Source organism: Mycobacterium sp. 23 (genome assembly GCF_048287075.1).
GTDB lineage: Bacteria > Actinomycetota > Actinomycetes > Mycobacteriales > Mycobacteriaceae > Mycobacterium > Mycobacterium gordonae_B.
Window position 1 is genome coordinate 6,558,024 of the sequence record NZ_JBLVUX010000005.1, and the last position, 17,246, is coordinate 6,575,269.

16 protein-coding genes are annotated in these 17,246 nt (G+C 68.2%); 11 read left to right on the plus strand and 5 right to left on the minus strand.

Going from position 1 to position 17,246, the window contains the following annotated elements; genetic code table 11:
• The first annotated feature begins 144 nt into the window (after positions 1-144).
• The 4 genes from hypF to hypE are packed head-to-tail and all read left to right on the plus strand — an operon-like array spanning position 145 to position 4,856.
• Positions 145-2,448: a carbamoyltransferase HypF gene (hypF, locus tag ACNQS7_RS31005; protein WP_418015566.1), complete on the plus strand. Its 2,304-nt coding sequence runs from the start codon at positions 145-147 to the stop codon at positions 2,446-2,448.
• Positions 2,421-2,696, plus strand: a complete 276-nt coding sequence (locus ACNQS7_RS31010; protein ID WP_418015567.1) for a HypC/HybG/HupF family hydrogenase formation chaperone — start codon at positions 2,421-2,423, stop codon at positions 2,694-2,696. The genes hypF and ACNQS7_RS31010 overlap by 28 nt, the downstream gene beginning before the upstream one ends.
• On the plus strand, positions 2,693-3,796 hold the full coding sequence (gene hypD, locus ACNQS7_RS31015) for a hydrogenase formation protein HypD (protein ID WP_418015568.1): 1,104 nt from the start codon (positions 2,693-2,695) through the stop codon (positions 3,794-3,796). The genes ACNQS7_RS31010 and hypD overlap by 4 nt, the downstream gene beginning before the upstream one ends.
• Positions 3,789-4,856, plus strand: coding sequence for a hydrogenase expression/formation protein HypE (gene hypE, locus ACNQS7_RS31020; RefSeq protein ID WP_418015569.1), 1,068 nt, complete (start codon positions 3,789-3,791; stop codon positions 4,854-4,856). Before hypD ends, hypE begins: the two co-directional genes overlap by 8 nt.
• A 66-nt stretch (positions 4,857-4,922) precedes the next feature.
• Here hypE and ACNQS7_RS31025 read toward each other — a convergent pair whose 3' ends face one another.
• Genes ACNQS7_RS31025 through rpe form a run of 3 tightly spaced genes read right to left on the minus strand, consistent with a single transcriptional unit; the run spans position 4,923 to position 8,335 of the window.
• On the minus strand, positions 4,923-5,642 hold the full coding sequence (locus ACNQS7_RS31025) for an HAD-IA family hydrolase (RefSeq protein WP_418015570.1): 720 nt from the start codon (positions 5,640-5,642) through the stop codon (positions 4,923-4,925).
• Positions 5,643-5,648: 6 nt separating this feature from the next.
• Positions 5,649-7,655 carry a transketolase gene (gene tkt / locus ACNQS7_RS31030; RefSeq protein WP_418015571.1) on the minus strand — a complete coding sequence of 669 codons (2,007 nt, stop codon included), beginning with the start codon at positions 7,653-7,655 and terminating at the stop codon, positions 5,649-5,651.
• A complete protein-coding gene (rpe, locus tag ACNQS7_RS31035; RefSeq protein WP_418015572.1) occupies positions 7,652-8,335 on the minus strand; it encodes a ribulose-phosphate 3-epimerase in 684 nt (227 codons plus the stop codon). The genes tkt and rpe overlap by 4 nt, the downstream gene beginning before the upstream one ends.
• A gap of 182 nt (positions 8,336-8,517) precedes the next feature.
• Here rpe and ACNQS7_RS31040 point away from each other — a divergent pair, with 182 nt between their 5' ends.
• The gene (locus ACNQS7_RS31040) at positions 8,518-9,186 is read left to right on the plus strand and encodes a response regulator (RefSeq protein ID WP_055580989.1); all 669 of its coding nucleotides are present in this window, start codon (positions 8,518-8,520) and stop codon (positions 9,184-9,186) included.
• A 2-nt stretch (positions 9,187-9,188) separates the two neighbouring features.
• Positions 9,189-10,370 carry a GAF domain-containing protein gene (locus ACNQS7_RS31045; protein ID WP_418016218.1) on the plus strand — a complete coding sequence of 394 codons (1,182 nt, stop codon included), beginning with the start codon at positions 9,189-9,191 and terminating at the stop codon, positions 10,368-10,370.
• On the opposite strand, the gene ACNQS7_RS31050 is transcribed toward ACNQS7_RS31045, so the two are convergent.
• Positions 10,358-11,356, minus strand: coding sequence for a class I fructose-bisphosphate aldolase (locus tag ACNQS7_RS31050; protein WP_418015573.1), 999 nt, complete (start codon positions 11,354-11,356; stop codon positions 10,358-10,360). The genes ACNQS7_RS31045 and ACNQS7_RS31050 overlap by 13 nt on opposite strands.
• Before the next feature lie 149 nt (positions 11,357-11,505).
• On the opposite strand from ACNQS7_RS31050, the gene ACNQS7_RS31055 reads away from it, so the two are divergent.
• From ACNQS7_RS31055 to ACNQS7_RS31070, 4 genes are read left to right on the plus strand one after another with little or no spacing between them, the layout of a single operon-like run.
• A complete protein-coding gene (locus ACNQS7_RS31055; RefSeq protein ID WP_055580992.1) occupies positions 11,506-12,936 on the plus strand; it encodes a form I ribulose bisphosphate carboxylase large subunit in 1,431 nt (476 codons plus the stop codon).
• Positions 12,937-12,948: 12 nt separating this feature from the next.
• Positions 12,949-13,374 carry a ribulose bisphosphate carboxylase small subunit gene (locus ACNQS7_RS31060; RefSeq protein ID WP_065134978.1) on the plus strand — a complete coding sequence of 142 codons (426 nt, stop codon included), beginning with the start codon at positions 12,949-12,951 and terminating at the stop codon, positions 13,372-13,374.
• Positions 13,371-14,321 (plus strand): CbbX protein, encoded by a 951-nt coding sequence (gene cbbX / locus ACNQS7_RS31065; protein ID WP_418015574.1) that lies wholly within the window; start codon positions 13,371-13,373, stop codon positions 14,319-14,321. Before ACNQS7_RS31060 ends, cbbX begins: the two co-directional genes overlap by 4 nt.
• Positions 14,318-15,220, plus strand: a complete 903-nt coding sequence (locus ACNQS7_RS31070; protein WP_418015575.1) for a LysR family transcriptional regulator — start codon at positions 14,318-14,320, stop codon at positions 15,218-15,220. The genes cbbX and ACNQS7_RS31070 overlap by 4 nt, the downstream gene beginning before the upstream one ends.
• A 125-nt stretch (positions 15,221-15,345) precedes the next feature.
• Here the strand turns inward: ACNQS7_RS31070 and ACNQS7_RS31075 are convergent, their stop codons facing one another.
• Complete coding sequence (locus ACNQS7_RS31075) at positions 15,346-16,407, minus strand: AraC family transcriptional regulator (protein ID WP_418015576.1); 1,062 nt, start codon at positions 16,405-16,407, stop codon at positions 15,346-15,348.
• 259 nt (positions 16,408-16,666) lie between these two features.
• Between ACNQS7_RS31075 and ACNQS7_RS31080 the strand changes: the two genes are divergently transcribed.
• On the plus strand, positions 16,667-17,218 hold the full coding sequence (locus ACNQS7_RS31080) for a DUF1641 domain-containing protein (RefSeq protein ID WP_418015577.1): 552 nt from the start codon (positions 16,667-16,669) through the stop codon (positions 17,216-17,218).
• Positions 17,219-17,246 lie beyond the last annotated feature (28 nt).

The window sequence follows — 17,246 nt, forward strand, 5'->3', positions numbered from 1 at the left end:
GTCGCGAAGATTGGGTGCGGAAAAACGCAGACTTTGTGTGCGAAATTGTGATTGTCGGCACATTTGGGCAGGTCTAGCCTGAGCGAGACCGCCCGTGCCGCCAGCCCTGTAGGCACGGGGGTCCTTGCTGCTCAGGAGGTTCGGGTGGGCAGTCGGAGTGGCACGGTGACAAGCGTGCGGTTGCGACTCGACATCGCGGGCGTGGTCCAAGGCGTTGGATTCCGCCCCGCCGTCGCGCGCATCGCCGCGCGGCACGGCCTGTCCGGCTGCATCTACAACGACTCCGGATCGGTGCACTGTGAGTTGGAGGGCGCGCCCGACGCGGTCGATGCCGCGGCGCTCGAAATCGGCACCGATCACCCTCCGATGGCCCGCATCGATTCGATCCGGACCACTCCGCTGGCCCCGACCGGCGAGTCGGGATTCCGGATCGTGGCGAGCCGCAGCGGCGACGACCGCCGCACTCTGGTCCCGCCGGACATCGCAATCTGCGACGACTGCCTGCGCGAACTGCGTGACCCCGGCGACCGCCGCTACGGCCACCCGTTCATCACATGCACCAACTGCGGGCCCCGCTACACGGTCATCACCGACCTGCCTTATGACCGTCCCGCAACCACCATGGCGCTTTTTGAGATGTGTGCGCGGTGCGCGACCGAATACCGCGACCCGCTGGACCGCCGCTTCCACGCGCAGACCATCGCCTGCCCGGACTGCGGGCCGGCCCTGTCATGGCACGGCCCCGGTGCGGGTAGCGATCCGCTGGGGGCCGCGGCTGCCGCGATCAACGACGGCCTGATTGTCGCCGTGAAGGGTATCGGCGGCTTTCACCTTGCCTGCCGCGCCGACGACGCTGCCGCGGTGTCCGAGCTGAGGCGGCGTAAAACCCGGCCGGCCAAACCGTTTGCCGTCATGACCGCCGATGTCGCTGCCGCCCAGCGCATCTGCCGGGTTGACGGGGAGACGGCGAACCTGTTGCGGTCGCCGGCGGCGCCGATCGTGCTGCTGCCCGGGCGAGACGGTCCGGTGCAGGCCGCGGTGGCTCCGGGGCTATCGGACATCGGTGTGATGCTGGCATATTCGCCCCTGCACCACCTGCTGTTCGACCGGTTGGGTCCGGTGCCGCTGGTGATGACGTCGGCGAACAGCGGCGGATCCCCGATCGTCTTCCGCGACGGCGACCTGGGCTGGATCGACGGTCTCGCGGACGCGGTGCTCACGCACGACCGTCCCATCCACGTCCCCTGCGAGGACTCGGTGCTCGCCGTGGACGGCGACGGCAGCGTGGTGCCGATCCGGCGGTCCCGCGGTTACGCGCCGCTGCCGGTCTCGGTGCCCGTCACGACGACACGCGTGCCGATTCTGGCCACCGGCGGCGACCTCAAGACCACGTTCTGCCTGATGTCTCCCGACGGCCATGCGCACATGTCGTCGCACCTGGGCGACATGGCCGACCCACGCACTCAGTCCTGTTTCGAATCAGCACTGGACCACCTGGCGTTCATGACCGACAGTCGTCCAGGCCTCATCGCCTGTGACCTGCATCCGGCGTACGCGACCACCCACTGGGCGCGCCGCCAGGGGCGGCCGGTGGTTCAGATCCAGCATCACCACGCCCACGCCGTGTCGTTGCTCGCCGAGCACGGACGGCTCGGCACGCCGATGCTCGCGGTCGCCTTCGACGGCACCGGCTACGGCACCGACGGATCTATCTGGGGTGGTGAATTCCTGATGGTCACCGACCCGGCGTCGTTCACCCGGATGGGACATCTCGCGCCCTTCGCGCTGCCGGGTGGCGACGGAGCGGTGCGCCGGCCCGGCCGGATCACGCTCGATCTGCTGCATCGGGCCGGAATCGACTGGGCGCCGGGGATTCCCGCGGTCGACGATATGAGCGATAACGAACTTCATGTGCTGGCTCAGCAGATACCGCGGAGCGTCGGGTGTGTGCAGACCAGCAGCATGGGCCGCTTGTTCGACGCGGTGGCCAGCCTGCTCGGCGTCTGCCAGGATGTGACCTACGAGGGGCAGGCGGCCGTCGAACTCGAACACCTGGCCCGTCGCGGTCATGCCGTGCCGCTGGAATTCGGTGTCACTGCAGGCGTTTTGGACCCGGCGCCACTGGTGGCGGCGTTGGTGCGCGGGTTGCGCAGCGGCACTCCGGCGGCCGATCTGGCCGCGGGTTTTCATGATGCGGTGATAGCGGCGACGGTGCAGGTGGTAACCCAGGCGGCGGCGGGGACCGTCGGGCTGACCGGTGGTGTCTTCGTCAACCGGCTGTTGCGCGAAGGGCTGCGTGACGAGCTGGTCGGCTTGGGGTTTGAGGTGCTGACACATGCTGTGCTGCCGTGCAACGACGGCGGTCTGGCGTTGGGTCAGGCCGTCATTGCGGCGCAGCAACAAGAAAGGGGGACCAGCGTATGTGTCTCGGAATTCCCGGCAAGGTAGTCGACACCTGGGAGGAGGCGGGGACGCGGATGTGCACCGTCGACTTCGGTGGTACCACCAAGACCGTGTGCCTGGCGTACCTGCCGGACATGCAGATCGGCGAATACACGATCGTGCACGCCGGATTCGCGATCACCCGCCTCGACGAGGCTTCGGCGCAGGAGACCCTGCGGATGTTCGAAGAACTCGGGGTTCTGGACGAGGAGCTGTCCGGCGACCAGGGACAGGTCAGGAGGGAGCCGGCATGAAGTACCTCGACGAGTTCCGCGATCCGGTGGCTGCCCGCACGCTGGTGGACCACATCAAGAAGCGCGCCACCAAGACCTGGACCATCATGGAAGTCTGTGGCGGACAGACGCATTCGATCATCCGCAACGGGATCGACCAGTTGCTGGACGGTGCGGTGGAATTCATCCACGGACCCGGTTGCCCGGTTTGTGTGACGCCGCTGGAGATGATCGACCGGGCCCTGGAGATCGCGATGCGTGAGGACGTCATCTTCTGTTCCTTCGGCGACATGCTGCGGGTGCCCGGGAGTAGCCAGGACCTGTTCGGTGTCCGGGCCCGCGGCGGTGACGTCCGCATCGTCTACTCGCCCCTGGATGCGACCCGGGTCGCGGCGGACAACCCCGACAAAGAGGTGGTGTTCTTCGGAGTCGGCTTCGAGACCACCGCACCGGCCAACGCGATGGCGGTGGTGCACGCGCAGCGCCTCGGCCTGACGAACTTTTCGATGCTGGTCTCGCATGTGCTGGTGCCGCCGGCCATGACGGCGATCCTGAGTTCGCCGACCAACCGGGTCGAGGGTTTCCTGGCGGCCGGCCACGTCTGCACGGTGATGGGCACCGGTGAATACGGGCCGCTGGTTGAGGAATTCGGCGTCCCGATCGTGGTCACCGGTTTCGAACCTCTGGACCTGCTCGAAGGCGTGCGCCAGGTGGTGGATCTGCTCGAGGCCGGAACGCCGGAGTTGCGCAATGCCTATCCGCGAGCGGTGACCGCCGTGGGCAATACCGTTGCCCAACAAACCCTTTCCGAGGTCTTCGTGGTGACCGACCGGCAGTGGCGGGGGATCGGCATGATCCCCAAGTCAGGGTGGACCCTGTCACCCCGCTACGCGCAGTTCGACGCGGAGCTGAAGTTCGGCGTGGGACACCTGCGGGTGTCCGAGTCTGCGGAATGCCACAGCGGGGAAGTGCTGCAGGGACTGCTTAAGCCGAACGAGTGCCCGGCGTTCGGCAAGTCCTGCACGCCGCGGACCCCGCTGGGCGCGACCATGGTGTCCAGCGAAGGCGCCTGCGCGGCCTACTACCAGTTCCGGCGGCTGGAAGCGTCCGCGCATGCCTGAGCCGCCCGTCGCGATCGATCCCGCGGACTGGGTGTGCCCGTTGCCGTTGCGCGAGACCAAACGCATCGTGCTGGGCCACGGTGGCGGCGGGGTGCTGTCCGAGGAGTTGATCGAAAACCTCTTCCTGCCGGCGTTCGGTGGTGCAGCCGGTGTCGCGCGTGACTCGGCGCTGCTCGATGTCGCCGGCGGGCGCATCGCACTGACCACGGATTCCTATGTGGTGCAACCGCTTTTCTTCCCCGGCGGCAACATCGGAGACTTGGCCGTCAACGGCACCATCAACGACCTGGCCTGCAGCGGAGCGCAACCCATCGGTCTGACGGCCGGGTTCATCCTGGAGGAGGGGCTGGAACTCGACGTGCTCGGTGCCGTCGCCGAAACCATGGGCAAGGCGGCCGCGAGTGCCGGCGTCGGCATCGTCACCGGTGACACCAAGGTGGTTGCAAAGGGCAGTGCAGACGGGCTTTTCGTCAACACCGCAGGGGTCGGGGTGGTCCCGCCGGGGGTTCACATCGGACCGGAACGGGCCCGCCCCGGCGACCACATCATCGTGTCGGGCAACCTCGGTGAGCACGGCGTGGCCATCATGAGCGTCCGCGAAGGCATCGACTTCGGCACCGTGGTGACCACCGACAGCGCGCCGCTGCACCATCTGGTCGCGGCGATGCTGGCAGCCGGGGGAGCGGCCGTACACACGCTGCGCGATCCGACCCGGGGTGGGCTGGTCGCGTCGGTGGTCGAGATCGCGCGCGCCGCCTCGGTGGGTGTCGAGTTGGATCTGGCTGTGATCCCGGTGCCGGAGACGGTGTCGTCGGCCTGTTCGTTCCTGGGACTGGACCCGCTGCAAGTGGCCAACGAGGGCAAAATGGTGGCGTTCGTCGACCCGTCGCACAGCGAGGCCGTGTTGGATGCGATGAGGGCCCGACCGGAGGGTGCCGACGCGGCGCTCATCGGTCGCGTAGTCGCCGAGCACCCTGGCATGGTGGTGGGCAAGACGCCTTTCGGCACCACCCAGGTGATCGAACGTCAACTGGGCGAACAGCTTCCGCGGATCTGCTGAGGCGTCCCGGCCATAGCGCCGAGTGGGAATTTCACGACGCGACACGCCGATGTGCCGTCGTGGAATTCACGCTCGGCGTGCTGCGTCCGCCCACCATTGCCGGTGCACGTCGCGGCAGCCCTCGGCAAGCAGTTGCGCGGGCCGGTCGAACCCCGGTCGCACCGCCGCCGCGCCGGTGAAATCCTGGCCGACGGTGTACCCGTTGGTGACCACCAGCGTGGCCAGCCCGGCCGAATGCGCCGCCCGCAGGCCGATAGCCGAATCCTCGACCGCCAGAACATCTTCGGGCCGCAACGCCAGCCGGGCCAGCGCCGCCAGGTACGCCTCGGGGTCGGGCTTGAGCCGTTCGACGTCGTCGCCGGTGACGATCACCTCGGCGACACCGTCCCCAACGACGTGCCGGACCAGTGGCTCTACCCAGCGCCGGCGCCCGGTCGTCGCGATGGCCACCCTGACACCGGACCGGTGCAGGTCGACGATCAGCTTCGACAGTCCGGGACGGGCGCAGATCGCGCCGTTGAGGACGCGCATGGTGAACAGCGCCGTCTTGGTCCTGTGCACGTCCTCGGCCAACCGGCCGGCGCGGGTGCCGAATCCCCGCTGTCGCAGGTCATGTGTGATGCGGCGGCGCCCACCGGCGATCGCCAGCAGGCGACCGTAGGTCTCGGGCGTCCAGACGATGTCCAGTCCGTGCTTGGCGAACGCGTCGTTGAACGCCAGCCGATGACCGTTGCGCTCGGTGTCGGCCAACGTCCCGTCGACGTCGAAGATGACCGCTTGCAACACGATTCCTCACCCGGACGCGCGCGCGATGCTGTGCAGTGCCGCTTCGGCGACCGCGGACGCGGTAAGGCCCAGATGCGCGGCCACCTCCGGCCCCGGTCCGCTCGCGCCGAAGCACTCGATGCCGATGACCGCGTCACATGGTCTGGCCAGCGCCCGCCAACCGATGCCGACCCCGGCCTCGATCCACACCACCGGCAGATCCGGCAACGCCGCAATCCGTTCCCGCCACATAGCCGACACCACGATCGCCGCTATCCCGCGCTCGCCCAACAGCTCTGCGGCCTGCATCGCCAGCGCCACTTCAGACCCGCTGGCCGCCAGCATCACGTGCGGGGTGTCGGCGACCGGCCGCACCACCCGCATGCCGTACTGGCGCACGTCGTCGAGGCCGGCGCCGCCGAGCTCCGGCAAGTCCTGGCGGCTCAGCACCAGAACCGTTGGGCCGTCGGCGTTGTCCGCGGCGATCTGCCACGCCAGTGCGGTCTCGGCGGCATCGGCCGGCCGCAGCACGGTCAGACCCGGGATGAGCCGCAATGACTCCAGCTGCTCGATGGGCTGATGCGTGGGACCGTCCTCACCGACATGCACCGAGTCGTGGGTGAACACGTACACCACCGGCAGCTTCATCAACGCCGACAGCCGCAGGGCCGGCCGCAGATAGTCGGCGAACACCAGGAAGGTGCTCCCGAACGGCCGCAGCCCACCGTGCAGGGCGATGCCGTTCATGACCGCCGCCATGGCATGCTCGCGGATCCCGAAATGGATTGTGCGACCGCTGAAGTCTTCCGGTGTGACGTCCCCGCCGGGGATGGCGGTGTTGGTCGAGGCGGCCAGGTCCGCCGACCCGCCGACCAGACCCGGGTAGACCGCGGCCAGCGCATTGAGCGCCGTGCCGGAGGCCTTGCGGGTGGCCGACTTTCCGCCTGGGACGGCCCCGTCGGCCAGCGGCGTCAGCACCGACAGATCGTCGGCAACCGGGACGCAGTCCAACGGGAAATCGGTGGACAGCTGCGGGTGGTCGACCTGCCATGCCGCATGCGTCTGCGCCCACTGCGCGTGCGCCGCGGCTCCGCGAGCGGCGACGACCGCCGCGGCCGCACCCACCGCGAGCGGCACGTGGAACTGCTCGTCGGGCCAGTCCAGGCGGGCGCGCATCGCCTGGAGCACATCCGAACCCAGCGGGCTGCCATGGGCTTTCGGCGTTCCCTCGACTCCGGGAGCGCCGAAGCCGATGGTGGTGCGCACCCGGATCAGCGTCGGGCGTCCGTCACCGTCGGTCGCTTCGGTGAACGCCCGGTCGAGGGCAGGCACGTCGTTGCCGTCGGCAACGCTGAGCACCCGCCACCCGTACGCCGCGAACCGGCCCTCGACGTCGTCGGCGCAACTCTGCGACGCCGGTCCGTCGATGGTGATGTCGTTGTCGTCGAAGATGACGACCAGCCTGCCCAGCCGCAACCGGCCGGCCAGCGAGGCGGCCTCGTGGCTGATGCCCTCCATCAGGTCTCCGTCGCCGGCCAGCACCCAGGTGCGGTGGCCGACCACGGAGTGGTCGTCGGTGTTGCAGCGGGCGGCCAGCATCCGCTCAGCCAGCGCCATGCCGACCGCGTTCGCAATGCCCTGTCCCAGAGGTCCTGTCGTGGTTTCGACGCCGGGCGTGTGACCGTATTCGGGATGGCCCGGTGTTGTCGAGCCGAGCTGACGGAACCTGCGCAGCTGGCTGACCGGTAGGTCGTATCCAAAGACATGCAGCAGGGCGTACAGCAGCATGGAGCCGTGGCCGGCGGAGAGCACGAACCGGTCCCGGTCGGGCCAGCGCGGGTCGGCGGGGTCGTGGCGCAGATGCCGCGACCACAGCGTCCAGGCGATGGCGCTGGTGCCCAGCGGCAACCCGGGGTGCCCGCTGTTGGCGGCCTGCACGCCGTCGGCGGCCAGAAACCGCAGCGTGTTGATCGCGAGCTGGTCCAATTCGTCGGTGCGGGTCGATGTTTCGTTGGCGAGCGGCGCGATGGTCATTGGGTCACCAGTCTTCCGTTGGTTTCACGAGCGGCGGAGCGGAGCGCCTCGGCGCGCTCAGTCATAGGGCCGGCGAACAACGCGGACCCGGCGCAGAACACGTCGGCGCCGGCGGCCGCGGCACGGCCGATCGTGGACGGGCCGATGCCGCCGTCCACTTCGAGCTCGATTTCCAGTCCGCGACTGTCGATTTCGGCTCTGGCGGCCGCGATCTTGGGTTCCATGCTTGCCAGATACCGTTGTCCGCCGAATCCTGGGTTGACCGTCATGATCAACAGCAGATCGGTGATGTCGAGCACGTCGACGACCGCGGCCAGGGGAGTGGCGGGATTGAGCGCCACACCGGCGCGCGCGCCGAGTTCGCGGATGCTGGACAGGGTGCGGTGCAGGTGACGACATGCTTCGGCATGCACGATGACGATCCCGCAGCCCGCCTCCACCCACCGTGGCAGCATCGGATCGGGATCCTCGACCATCAGGTGCGCCTCGAATCCCATCGTCACGATGTCGCGGCAGGCGGCGATCACGTCGGGCCCGAACGTCAGGTTCGGCACGAACCGGCCGTCCATGACGTCCCACTGGATGCGGTCGACGCCGGCGTGCTCGATCTCCGCCACGTCGCGGCCGAGCTCGGCGAAGTCGGCCGGCAGCACGGATGCGACCAAGACTGGGTTCGTCACCTCAACACCTCCATGCCGTCAACCTAGGACCCGCCCGTCAACGACGAATCCCCATCGCGGGGGGTAATTCGGGGGTATGGCACTTGGCGACTGTGGAATGCACGACGGCCCCGTCGGCGTGTTGCGTCGTGAAATTCCCAGTCGGCGGAATAAAAGGTTGCCGTTGCCTTTATCGTTAATGCATGACGGTGGTAACCGCGACACCCGTTCGCGTCGTATTGGTCGATGACCACGAAATGGTGATCGAAGGTCTCAAGGCCATGCTCGCGTCTTTCAAGAACCGGGTACGGGTGGTCGGGGAGGCGGTCGGCGCCGAGAACGCGATCGGGGTCATCGACAGCCTGCGGCCCGACATCGTGCTGTGCGATGTGCGCATGCAGGGCGCCAGCGGGCTCGATCTGTGCCGCACCATCCGGGAGCGCAACCCGGCGTCCAAGGTGATCCTGCTGTCGGTCTACGAGGACGAGCAGTACCTCTTCCAGGCGCTGCGGGTGGGCGCATCCGGTTACCTGCTCAAGGGCATCAGCAGCGACGAACTGGTGCGCCAGCTCGAGTATGTGCAGGGGGGTTCGACCGCCATCGACGCCGGCTTGGCCGCCCGCGCCGCCGACACCGCCGCCCGCCTGCAGCGCGACGAATTCTGGCCGGGAGCGCGCCAGGGCCTGAGTCAGCGCGAAAGCGAGATTCTGTCGTTCGTGGTCGCCGGCCTGTCCAATCGGGGCATCGCCGGCAAACTCGTCATCGGCGACGAGACGGTGAAGAGTCACCTGCGTTCCATCTACCGCAAGCTGGGCGTCAACGACCGCACCGCCGCGGTCGCGGTGGCCCTGCGCGAGGGGATCTACCAGTGAACGTGCGCGGTCTGGTGGACGCCGACCGCGAGGTGGCGCTGCTCCTCGACATCGTGGCCGCCACCGGCAGCGGGCCGGCGGTGGAACCGGTGGCCGCGGCCGTCGCCCGGCTCATCACCGCCGCCACCGCATCCGACGTGTGCTTCGTGCACGTGCTCGACGACTCCGGCGGTTCGCTGACGCTGGCCGGCGCGACGCCGCCGTTCGACGAGTACATCGGCCAGGTGCAGCTGCGGCTGGGCGAGGGCGTCTCCGGCTGGGTGGCCCAGCACCGCGAACCTGTCGTCATCACCAGCGGCAAGGACGAGGACCCCCGCTACGTGCCGATCGCGGCGCTGCGCGGCTCGGATTTCACCTCGATGGCGTCGGTGCCGATGGAGACCGGCCTGGGACGGCTCGTCGGCGTCCTCAACGTGCACACCGTGGCCCGGCGCGAGTTCACCGAACGCGACATCCAATTGTTGCTGGCCATCGGCCGGCTGACCGCCGGCGCCCTCGACCAGGCCCGGGTACACCGGCAGCTGGCGGCCAAGGAGCGGGTGCACGGCAACTTCGCCGAACAGGTGATCGCCGCTCAGGAATCCGAGCGCAGGCGACTGGCCGGAGACATCCACGACGGCATCAGCCAGCGACTGGTCAGCCTCAGTTACCGGCTCGACGCCGCCGCCCGTGCCGTCGAGATCGACGACTCCGTCGAAGCCACCGAACAGCTGGAGAAGGCCCGCGACCTGGTCGACCTCACGCTGGCCGAGGCCCGATCGGCGATCGGCGGCCTGCGCCCGCCGGTCCTCGACGACCTCGGCCTGGCCGGCGGCCTGGCCAGCCTGGCGTCGACCATCCCCGAGGTTGACCTCGATCTCGAGTTGGCCGACGAGCGGCTCTCCGAACATGTCGAAGTGGCGCTGTACCGCATCGCCCAGGAGTGCCTGCAGAACGTGGTCAAACACTCCAAGGCGATGACGGCCATCGTGCGTTTCGCGGTTTCCGACGGCGAGGCCCGGCTGCAGGTCTCCGACGACGGCGTGGGTTTCACGCCGTCTCCAGGCCGGGCGCCGACCAGTTACGGGATGCTGTCGATGACAGAGCGCGCGGAGCTGGTGGGCGGTCGGCTGGCGGTCCGGTCCACACCGGGATCGGGCACCACGGTCACGGTGACCGTGCCCCTGCCGGCTCAGGCCGGCTGAAGCTCGCCGCGCAGCCGCAGCGCCGCGGCGTTGGCGTTCACGTGGCTGGATAACGCATTCTGCGCGGCACCGATCTTCAGCTCGTCGCCGCGCCACGCCATCAGTGCCGGCGACACCAACGCCCGGCCGAACGAGAACGTCAGCGGCCATGGCGTCTGGTGGGCCTGCAGTGCGGTGAGGTTTGCTGTGGCGCGGTCCGGGGACTGGCCCCCGGACAGGAACGCGACGCCGGCCAGGTCGCCCGGCCACGCACGCAGCACCGACACCGTCGCCTCGGCCACCTGTTCCGCGGTCGCCTGGACCGGGTGGCGCTCGCCCTCGATGACCATGTTGGGTTTGAGCACGATGCCGGCCAGGTCCACCCGAAGCAGGCCGAGTTGCTGGCGGACGGCGGCGTGCACGCTGGCGGTCACCTCTGCGCAGCGCTGGATGCTGTGATCACCTGTCATCAGCACCTCGGGTTCGACGATCGGCACGATGCCGGCCTCCTGACAGGCGGCGGCGTAGCGGGCCAGCGCATTGGCATTGCACGCGATCGCACCCCAGCTCGGGGTGTTGTCGCTGATGGTGAACACCGCGCGCCACTTGGCGAACGCCGCGCCCATCTCCGCGTAGCGGGCGAGCCGGGCCGGCAGGCCGTCCAACCCTTCGGTGACGGTTTCACCGGGGAGGCCCGGGCACGGCTTGGCCCCGGTGTCGACCTTGATGCCGGGCAGCATGCCGAGGTCGCGGACCGCCTGGGCGAACGGTCGGCCGTCGCTGAACACCTGGGCGAGAGTCTCCTCGCAGAAGATGATTCCGGAGACACCGTCGGCCAGCCCCGGCGTGCTGGTCAGGATTTCGCGGTAGATGCGCCGGCTGTCCGCGGTGGCGGTGACGCCCGCCTGCTCCAGCCGGCTGGACATTGTCGCCACGCTCTCGTCCGCGGCGAGAATTCCTTTGCCGGGAGCGGTCATGGCCTGAGCGATCTTCCTGCATGTGTTCATGGCGCACACCGTAGAAAGACCGCCGACACCTGGTCCTCACCCGAATGGTGGAACCGGCGGGGGTGACATGCAGACTTAATCATTTACTTCAGAATCGATGGCCTAATCTCGATAGACAGCTTCAGTATCACGATGCCACGATTCGAGCCATGACAGAGAGATGGAACGCGGGAGTCATCCCGTATGCAGAAATGGGCTACTGGCAGCCGGACTACGTGCCGAAGGACACCGACGTGTTGTGTGCCTTCCGGATCACACCGCAGGAGGGGGTGCCGCCCGAGGAGGCCGGCGCTGCCGTCGCCGGTGAATCGAGCACCGCGACCTGGACGGTGGTGTGGACCGACCGGCTCACCACCTTCGAGCACTATCAGGCCAAGTGCTATCGCGTCGACGCGGTGCCTAACACGCCCGGGCAGTGGATCGCCTGGATCGCCTACGACCTCGACCTGTTCGAGGAAGGGTCGATCGCCAACCTGACCAGCTCGATCATCGGCAACGTGTTCGGGTTCAAGCCGCTCAAGGCGCTGCGTTTGGAGGACATGCGGATCCCTACCCACTACGTCAAGACCTTCCAGGGGCCCGCGCACGGGATCGTGATGGAACGCGAGCACCTCGGTAAGTTCGGCCGGCCGCTGCTGGGCGCCACCACCAAGCCGAAGCTGGGACTCTCCGCCCGCAACTACGGCCGGGTGGTCTACGAAGCCCTGCGCGGCGGTCTCGACTTCACCAAGGACGACGAGAACATCAACTCCCAGCCGTTCATGCGGTGGCGCGACCGGTTCCTGTTCTGCATGGAGGCCGTCAACCGGGCGCAGGCCGCGACCGGCGAGATCAAGGGCCACTACCTCAACATCACCGCCGGAACCATGGAGGAGATGTACGAGCGGGCAAACTTCGCCGCCGAACTGGGCTCGGTGATCGTGATGATCGACCTGACCATCGGCTACACCGCGATCCAGTCGATGGCCAAGTGGGCCCGCGACAACGGCGTCATCCTGCACCTGCACCGCGCCGGGCACGGCACCTACACACGGCAGAAGACTCACGGCGTCAGCTTCCGGGTCATCTCCAAGTGGATGCGGCTGGCGGGCGTTGACCACATCCATGCCGGCACCGTCGTCGGCAAGCTCGAAGGCGACCCCAACACCACCGCCGGCTTCTACGACACCCTGAGGTTGGACAGCGTCAAGGCCGACCCGGTCAAGGGCCTCTACTTCGACCAGGAGTGGGCATCGATGCCGGGCGTCATGCCGGTCGCCTCCGGTGGTATCCACGCGGGCCAGATGCACCAGCTGATCCACTACCTGGGCGAGGACGTGGTGCTGCAGTTCGGCGGCGGCACGATCGGCCACCCGATGGGCATCGCCGCCGGCGCCGAGGCCAACCGGGTCGCGCTGGAAGCCATGATCAAAGCCCGCAACGAGGGCCGCGACTACTACCAGGAAGGCCCCGAAATCCTGAAGAAGGCCGCCTCGCGCAACCGGGCGCTGGACACCGCGCTGGCCACCTGGGGCGACATCACCTTCAACTACGAATCCACCGACACCCCCGACGTCGTCGCGACACCGACCCGGGTCTAAAGGAGCTCAGCCATGAGAATCACCCAGGGCACTTTCTCCTACCTGCCCGACTTCACCGACGAGGAGATCACCGCCCAGATCAACTACGCGCTCGACCACGACTGGCCGCTGTCGGTGGAGTTCACCGACGACCCGCACCCGCGCAACATCTACTGGGAGATGTGGGGCCTGCCGATGTTCGACCTCAAGGACGCGGCCGGCGTGCTGCTCGAGGTCAACGCCTGCCGGGCGGCCAACCCGAACAGCTACATCCGCCTCAACGCGTATGACGCCAGTTTGGGCCGGCAGACGACGGCGCTGTCGTTCATCGTCAACCGCCCCGCCGAGGAGCCCGGCTTCCGCCTCGACCGCGCCGAGCGGGCCAACCGCCAGATCGGCTACTCGACCTTCGCCTACGCCACCGAGCGGCCGAGCGGTCAGCGGTACGAGTCGTCATGACCGCGTTCGGCTACCGGCCGGCGCCCGCCGAACCGGACCCCGAACCCGAGCCGGAGATCCTGGACCCGGATGCCGTCGTCGACTTGGCGGCGGCCCGGGCCACCTCGGGGGTGGACGAGGTGCTGTCCGGGTTGGACCGTGAGCTGGTCGGCCTGGAGCCGGTGAAGACCCGTATTGCCGAGATCGCGGCGCTGCTGCTGGTCGACCGCATGCGGGAGCGGTTCGGTGTCCAGGCGGCCCAGCCCACGCTGCACATGTGCTTCACCGGCAACCCGGGCACCGGCAAGACGACGGTCGCGATGCGGATGGCCGACCTGCTGCACCGGCTCGGTTACCTGCGCCGCGGTCATCTGGTGAGCGTCACCCGCGACGACCTGGTCGGCGAATACGTGGGCCATACCGCGCCGAAGACCAAGGACGTCATCAAGCGGGCGATGGGCGGGGTCCTGTTCATCGACGAGGCGTACTACCTCTACAAAGTCGAGAACGAGCGGGACTACGGTGGCGAAGCCATCGAGATCCTGCTGCAGGTGATGGAGAACAACCGCGACGACCTGGTAGTGATCCTGGCCGGCTACGCCGACAAGATGGACCAGTTCTTCTCCGCCAATCCCGGCATGCAGAGCCGCATCGCTCACCACATCACCTTCCCGGACTACACCGTCGGCGAACTCGAGGACATCGCCGGGCTGATGGTCGACGGGTTGGGGTACCGGTTTTCCGACGAGGCCCGGGCGGTGCTGCATCAGTATCTGCACCGCCGCCGGGACCAGCCGTGGTTCGCCAACGCGCGCAGCGTGCGCAACGCGCTGGAACGAGCGCGGCTGCGGCACGCGCGCCGATTGCTGGCCGATGCGGACACGCCGGTCGGCTTGGCCGAGTTGACCACCATCGAGGCGGTAGACCTGCTGGCCAGCCGGGTGTTCGAGACACGGGAGAGCGCATGACCACCAACGCACGTTTGCGGGCCCTCGTCGAAGTGGCCGATTCCGGCTCGGTACGCGGGGCGGCCGAACGCCTGGTGGTCACCGAGTCGTCGATCTCCTCGGCAATACGCGCGCTGAGTCAGGACATCGGCATCACGCTGGTCGACCGGCACGGGCGGGGAGTGCGGCTGACGCCCGCGGGCTTGCGCTATGTGGAGTACGCCCGCCGCATCCTGGGCCTGCACGACGAGGCAATCCTGGCCGCCCGCGGCGAGGCGGATCCGGAGAACGGATCGATCCGACTGGCCGCGGTCACGTCGGCGGGGGAGTTGCTGATCCCGGCCGCGCTGGCGTCTTTTCGCGCCGAACACCCCGGGGTGGTGCTGCACGTCGAGGTGGCCGCGCGCAGCGCACTGTGGCCGATGCTGTCCCGGCACGAAGTGGACCTGGTGTTTGCCGGACGCCCGCCCGAGGAGCTGCGCAAGAAGGTGCGGGTGCGCGCCATCAGCCCCAACACGCTAATCGTGGTCGGCTGTCCGTCGGTTGCCGACGGGTTCGTCCCGGCGGCGGCCACCTGGTTGCTGCGCGAGCAGGGGTCGGGCACCCGTTCGACGCTGATGACGTTGCTGGAAGACCTCGACGTCGCACCGCCGCAGCTGGTGCTGGGATCGCATGGCGCGGTGGTGTCGGCGGCCGTCGCCGGCTTGGGCGTGACTCTGGTGTCGCGGCAGGCGGTGCAGCGCGAGCTGGATTCCGGTGCGCTCGTCGAGTTGCCGGTGCCGGGCACGCCGATCAAGCGGCCCTGGCATGTGGTCAGCCAACCCACCCCGCCGATGGCCACCGAGCTGCTGATCCAGCATCTGGTGTCGCACCCCGAACTGGGCTGGCGGCAGGTCAGCGCGGTGCGGCGGGCGTCATAGCGGGGCCCACCCCCGGGGTGTTGGCCCCGGCCCCGGCCCTTGCCGCGCGACACTGACACCACGCACACGACACGCCGCGGCGGGTATGCATGGTGTCAGTCTGGCGGCCCATCGGGCAGTACGGCTCAGCGCCGCAGCGTCTCCGACGGCGCCTCACCCCACCGCTTGCGGTACTCCACGGCGAAACTGCCCAGGTGGTTGAACCCCCAGCGCTCCGCGACCGCGGTCACCGTCACGCCGTCCGACGGCATGGCGTCCATCAGCTCCTCGTGCACCCGCTCCAGTCGGCGCTCCCGGACGTAGGTCATCGGAGTCATGTTCAGCTCCTCGCGGAAGCCCTGCTGGATTGACCGGACGCTCATGTGCACCGCCTTGGCGAGGTCGTCCATGGTGATGCGCTCGGCCAGGTGGTCGTCGATGTAGTTCATCGCGTCATGCACCACCGCCCGGCGCGGATCGGGCTGCACCGGCTGCAGGAACTCCTCGTAGTAGTTGGACGGCTGCAACTGCAGCAGCGTGCTCATCACCAGCTCCTCGATCGCGCCGATGCCCTGTCCACGCTGGATCAGCGAACCCGGGTGGAACACCTCGCTGTGGATCAGTTGCACCACCGTGTGCCAGCGCATCGCGGCTTCGCTCGCCAGGTCGAACTCCGGGTCGAACTCCAGCGGCTTGGTCAGACTGCGGCCCAGCAGCCGGGTGAGGTGCGCGGCCATCGCGCGCTGCTCGATCCGGATCAGCAGCTGGGGCGAGTCGTGGTCGAACTGGATGCGCAGGGCCTCGCCGGGACTGGTAACCAGTGCCCGGATGGTGTTGGACTCGAAGCTGTGCCCACGATGGTCGACCAGGGCGCGGCCGTTCATCGGCATGTGCACGCCGAAGTACTGACCCAACGCCGGGATGTCGACGGTCGCGGTCACATGGACGTCGAGGTACAGCATGCTGACGTTGCGTAGCCGCACGCCGTGCATCGTCGCAGCAAACCCCTCGACGTCCTCGGGGCCCACATGTAACGACAGCGGGGCCAACGCCTTGGCCATCAGCCGCACGGCCTCGGTCGGGTTTTCCGTGTAGAAGATCTCGTTATCCGCCAAAGCCGGCGGGACACCGCGCGAGCGCACCTTGCGGCGCACCGGATGAGCGGTCCGGCGGACGTCGATGTACCCGAGTCGGGTCAGCCGCGACATCGCTTCGCACCCCGGTAACCGGCAGGTAAATCCCCTGGCAGTGGCCACCGCGAACGTGAGGCGTTCACTAAAGAATCGGTGGCGATCATGCAAGCCTCTCGGTCGGCGAGCGCGCGCCAACGCGCTTAACTGTTCGCAATCCTGACAGCTGCTGCGCGAAAGCGATAGGCACAGTCCGAAGCGGCGGCTAGTTTGTGATCGAGGCCACAGTCCCTGTCGAATCGGGACGCAGCCCGCTCGATTCGCTTAGGAGGTTCCCATGTCGGCAAACGGTCAGGTTGTCGCCCTGTCGCCGGGCGACCAGCTGCGCGACCGGCTTGACGACCCCGCGATCGCCGCGTCGCTCAACAGCCTGCTGGACCACGCCGACTTGCTGGCGATCCTCGTGACCGGCCTCGACGGCCTGGTCCGGCGCGGTGACCAGATCAGCGAGTCGGTGGCCTCGGCCGTCGGGGAGATCCGGGGTGCCTCGTTGACGGTGCCGGGATTCGAGCAGGTCAAGGCCGAGTTGGGGTCGGTGGACGTGCAGGCGCTGGCGGCGACTCTGGCCTCGCTCGCATCCGCGCTGGTGGCCGCCGCGCCCACGCTGAACAAGATCCTCAATTCACCGCTGGTCGACCCGCAGGCGGCCGATGTCCTCGCCGAGTTGGGGGAGGCGCTCGTCGAAGGCAAGGCGGCCGCGGCCGCGGACCCGGGCGGTCCCAAGGGCCTGTTCGGGCTGTGGCGGGTCAGCAAGGACAAAGACATCAACCGGGGCCTGGGATTCCTGATTCAGGTAGCCCGGGCATTCGGCCGGCAATTGCCTAAATAAAAAAATACTTTTCAGCCCAATATCAACG

Bases quoted from the DNA above. Each gene is read 5' to 3' on its own strand.
- hypD (WP_418015568.1), top strand. From the start codon at position 2,693: ATGAAGTACCTCGACGAGTTCCGCGATCCGGTGGCTGCCCGCACGCTG.
- ACNQS7_RS31055 (WP_055580992.1), top strand. From the start codon at position 11,506: ATGACAGAGAGATGGAACGCGGGAGTCATCCCGTATGCAGAAATGGGC.
- cbbX (WP_418015574.1), top strand. From the start codon at position 13,371: ATGACCGCGTTCGGCTACCGGCCGGCGCCCGCCGAACCGGACCCCGAA.
- hypE (WP_418015569.1), top strand. From the start codon at position 3,789: ATGCCTGAGCCGCCCGTCGCGATCGATCCCGCGGACTGGGTGTGCCCG.
- ACNQS7_RS31080 (WP_418015577.1), top strand. From the start codon at position 16,667: ATGTCGGCAAACGGTCAGGTTGTCGCCCTGTCGCCGGGCGACCAGCTG.
- ACNQS7_RS31050 (WP_418015573.1), bottom strand. From the start codon at position 11,356: ATGAACACATGCAGGAAGATCGCTCAGGCCATGACCGCTCCCGGCAAA.
- ACNQS7_RS31010 (WP_418015567.1), top strand. From the start codon at position 2,421: ATGTGTCTCGGAATTCCCGGCAAGGTAGTCGACACCTGGGAGGAGGCG.
- ACNQS7_RS31040 (WP_055580989.1), top strand. From the start codon at position 8,518: ATGACGGTGGTAACCGCGACACCCGTTCGCGTCGTATTGGTCGATGAC.
- tkt (WP_418015571.1), bottom strand. From the start codon at position 7,655: ATGACCATCGCGCCGCTCGCCAACGAAACATCGACCCGCACCGACGAA.
- ACNQS7_RS31070 (WP_418015575.1), top strand. From the start codon at position 14,318: ATGACCACCAACGCACGTTTGCGGGCCCTCGTCGAAGTGGCCGATTCC.
- ACNQS7_RS31075 (WP_418015576.1), bottom strand. From the start codon at position 16,407: ATGTCGCGGCTGACCCGACTCGGGTACATCGACGTCCGCCGGACCGCT.
- ACNQS7_RS31060 (WP_065134978.1), top strand. From the start codon at position 12,949: ATGAGAATCACCCAGGGCACTTTCTCCTACCTGCCCGACTTCACCGAC.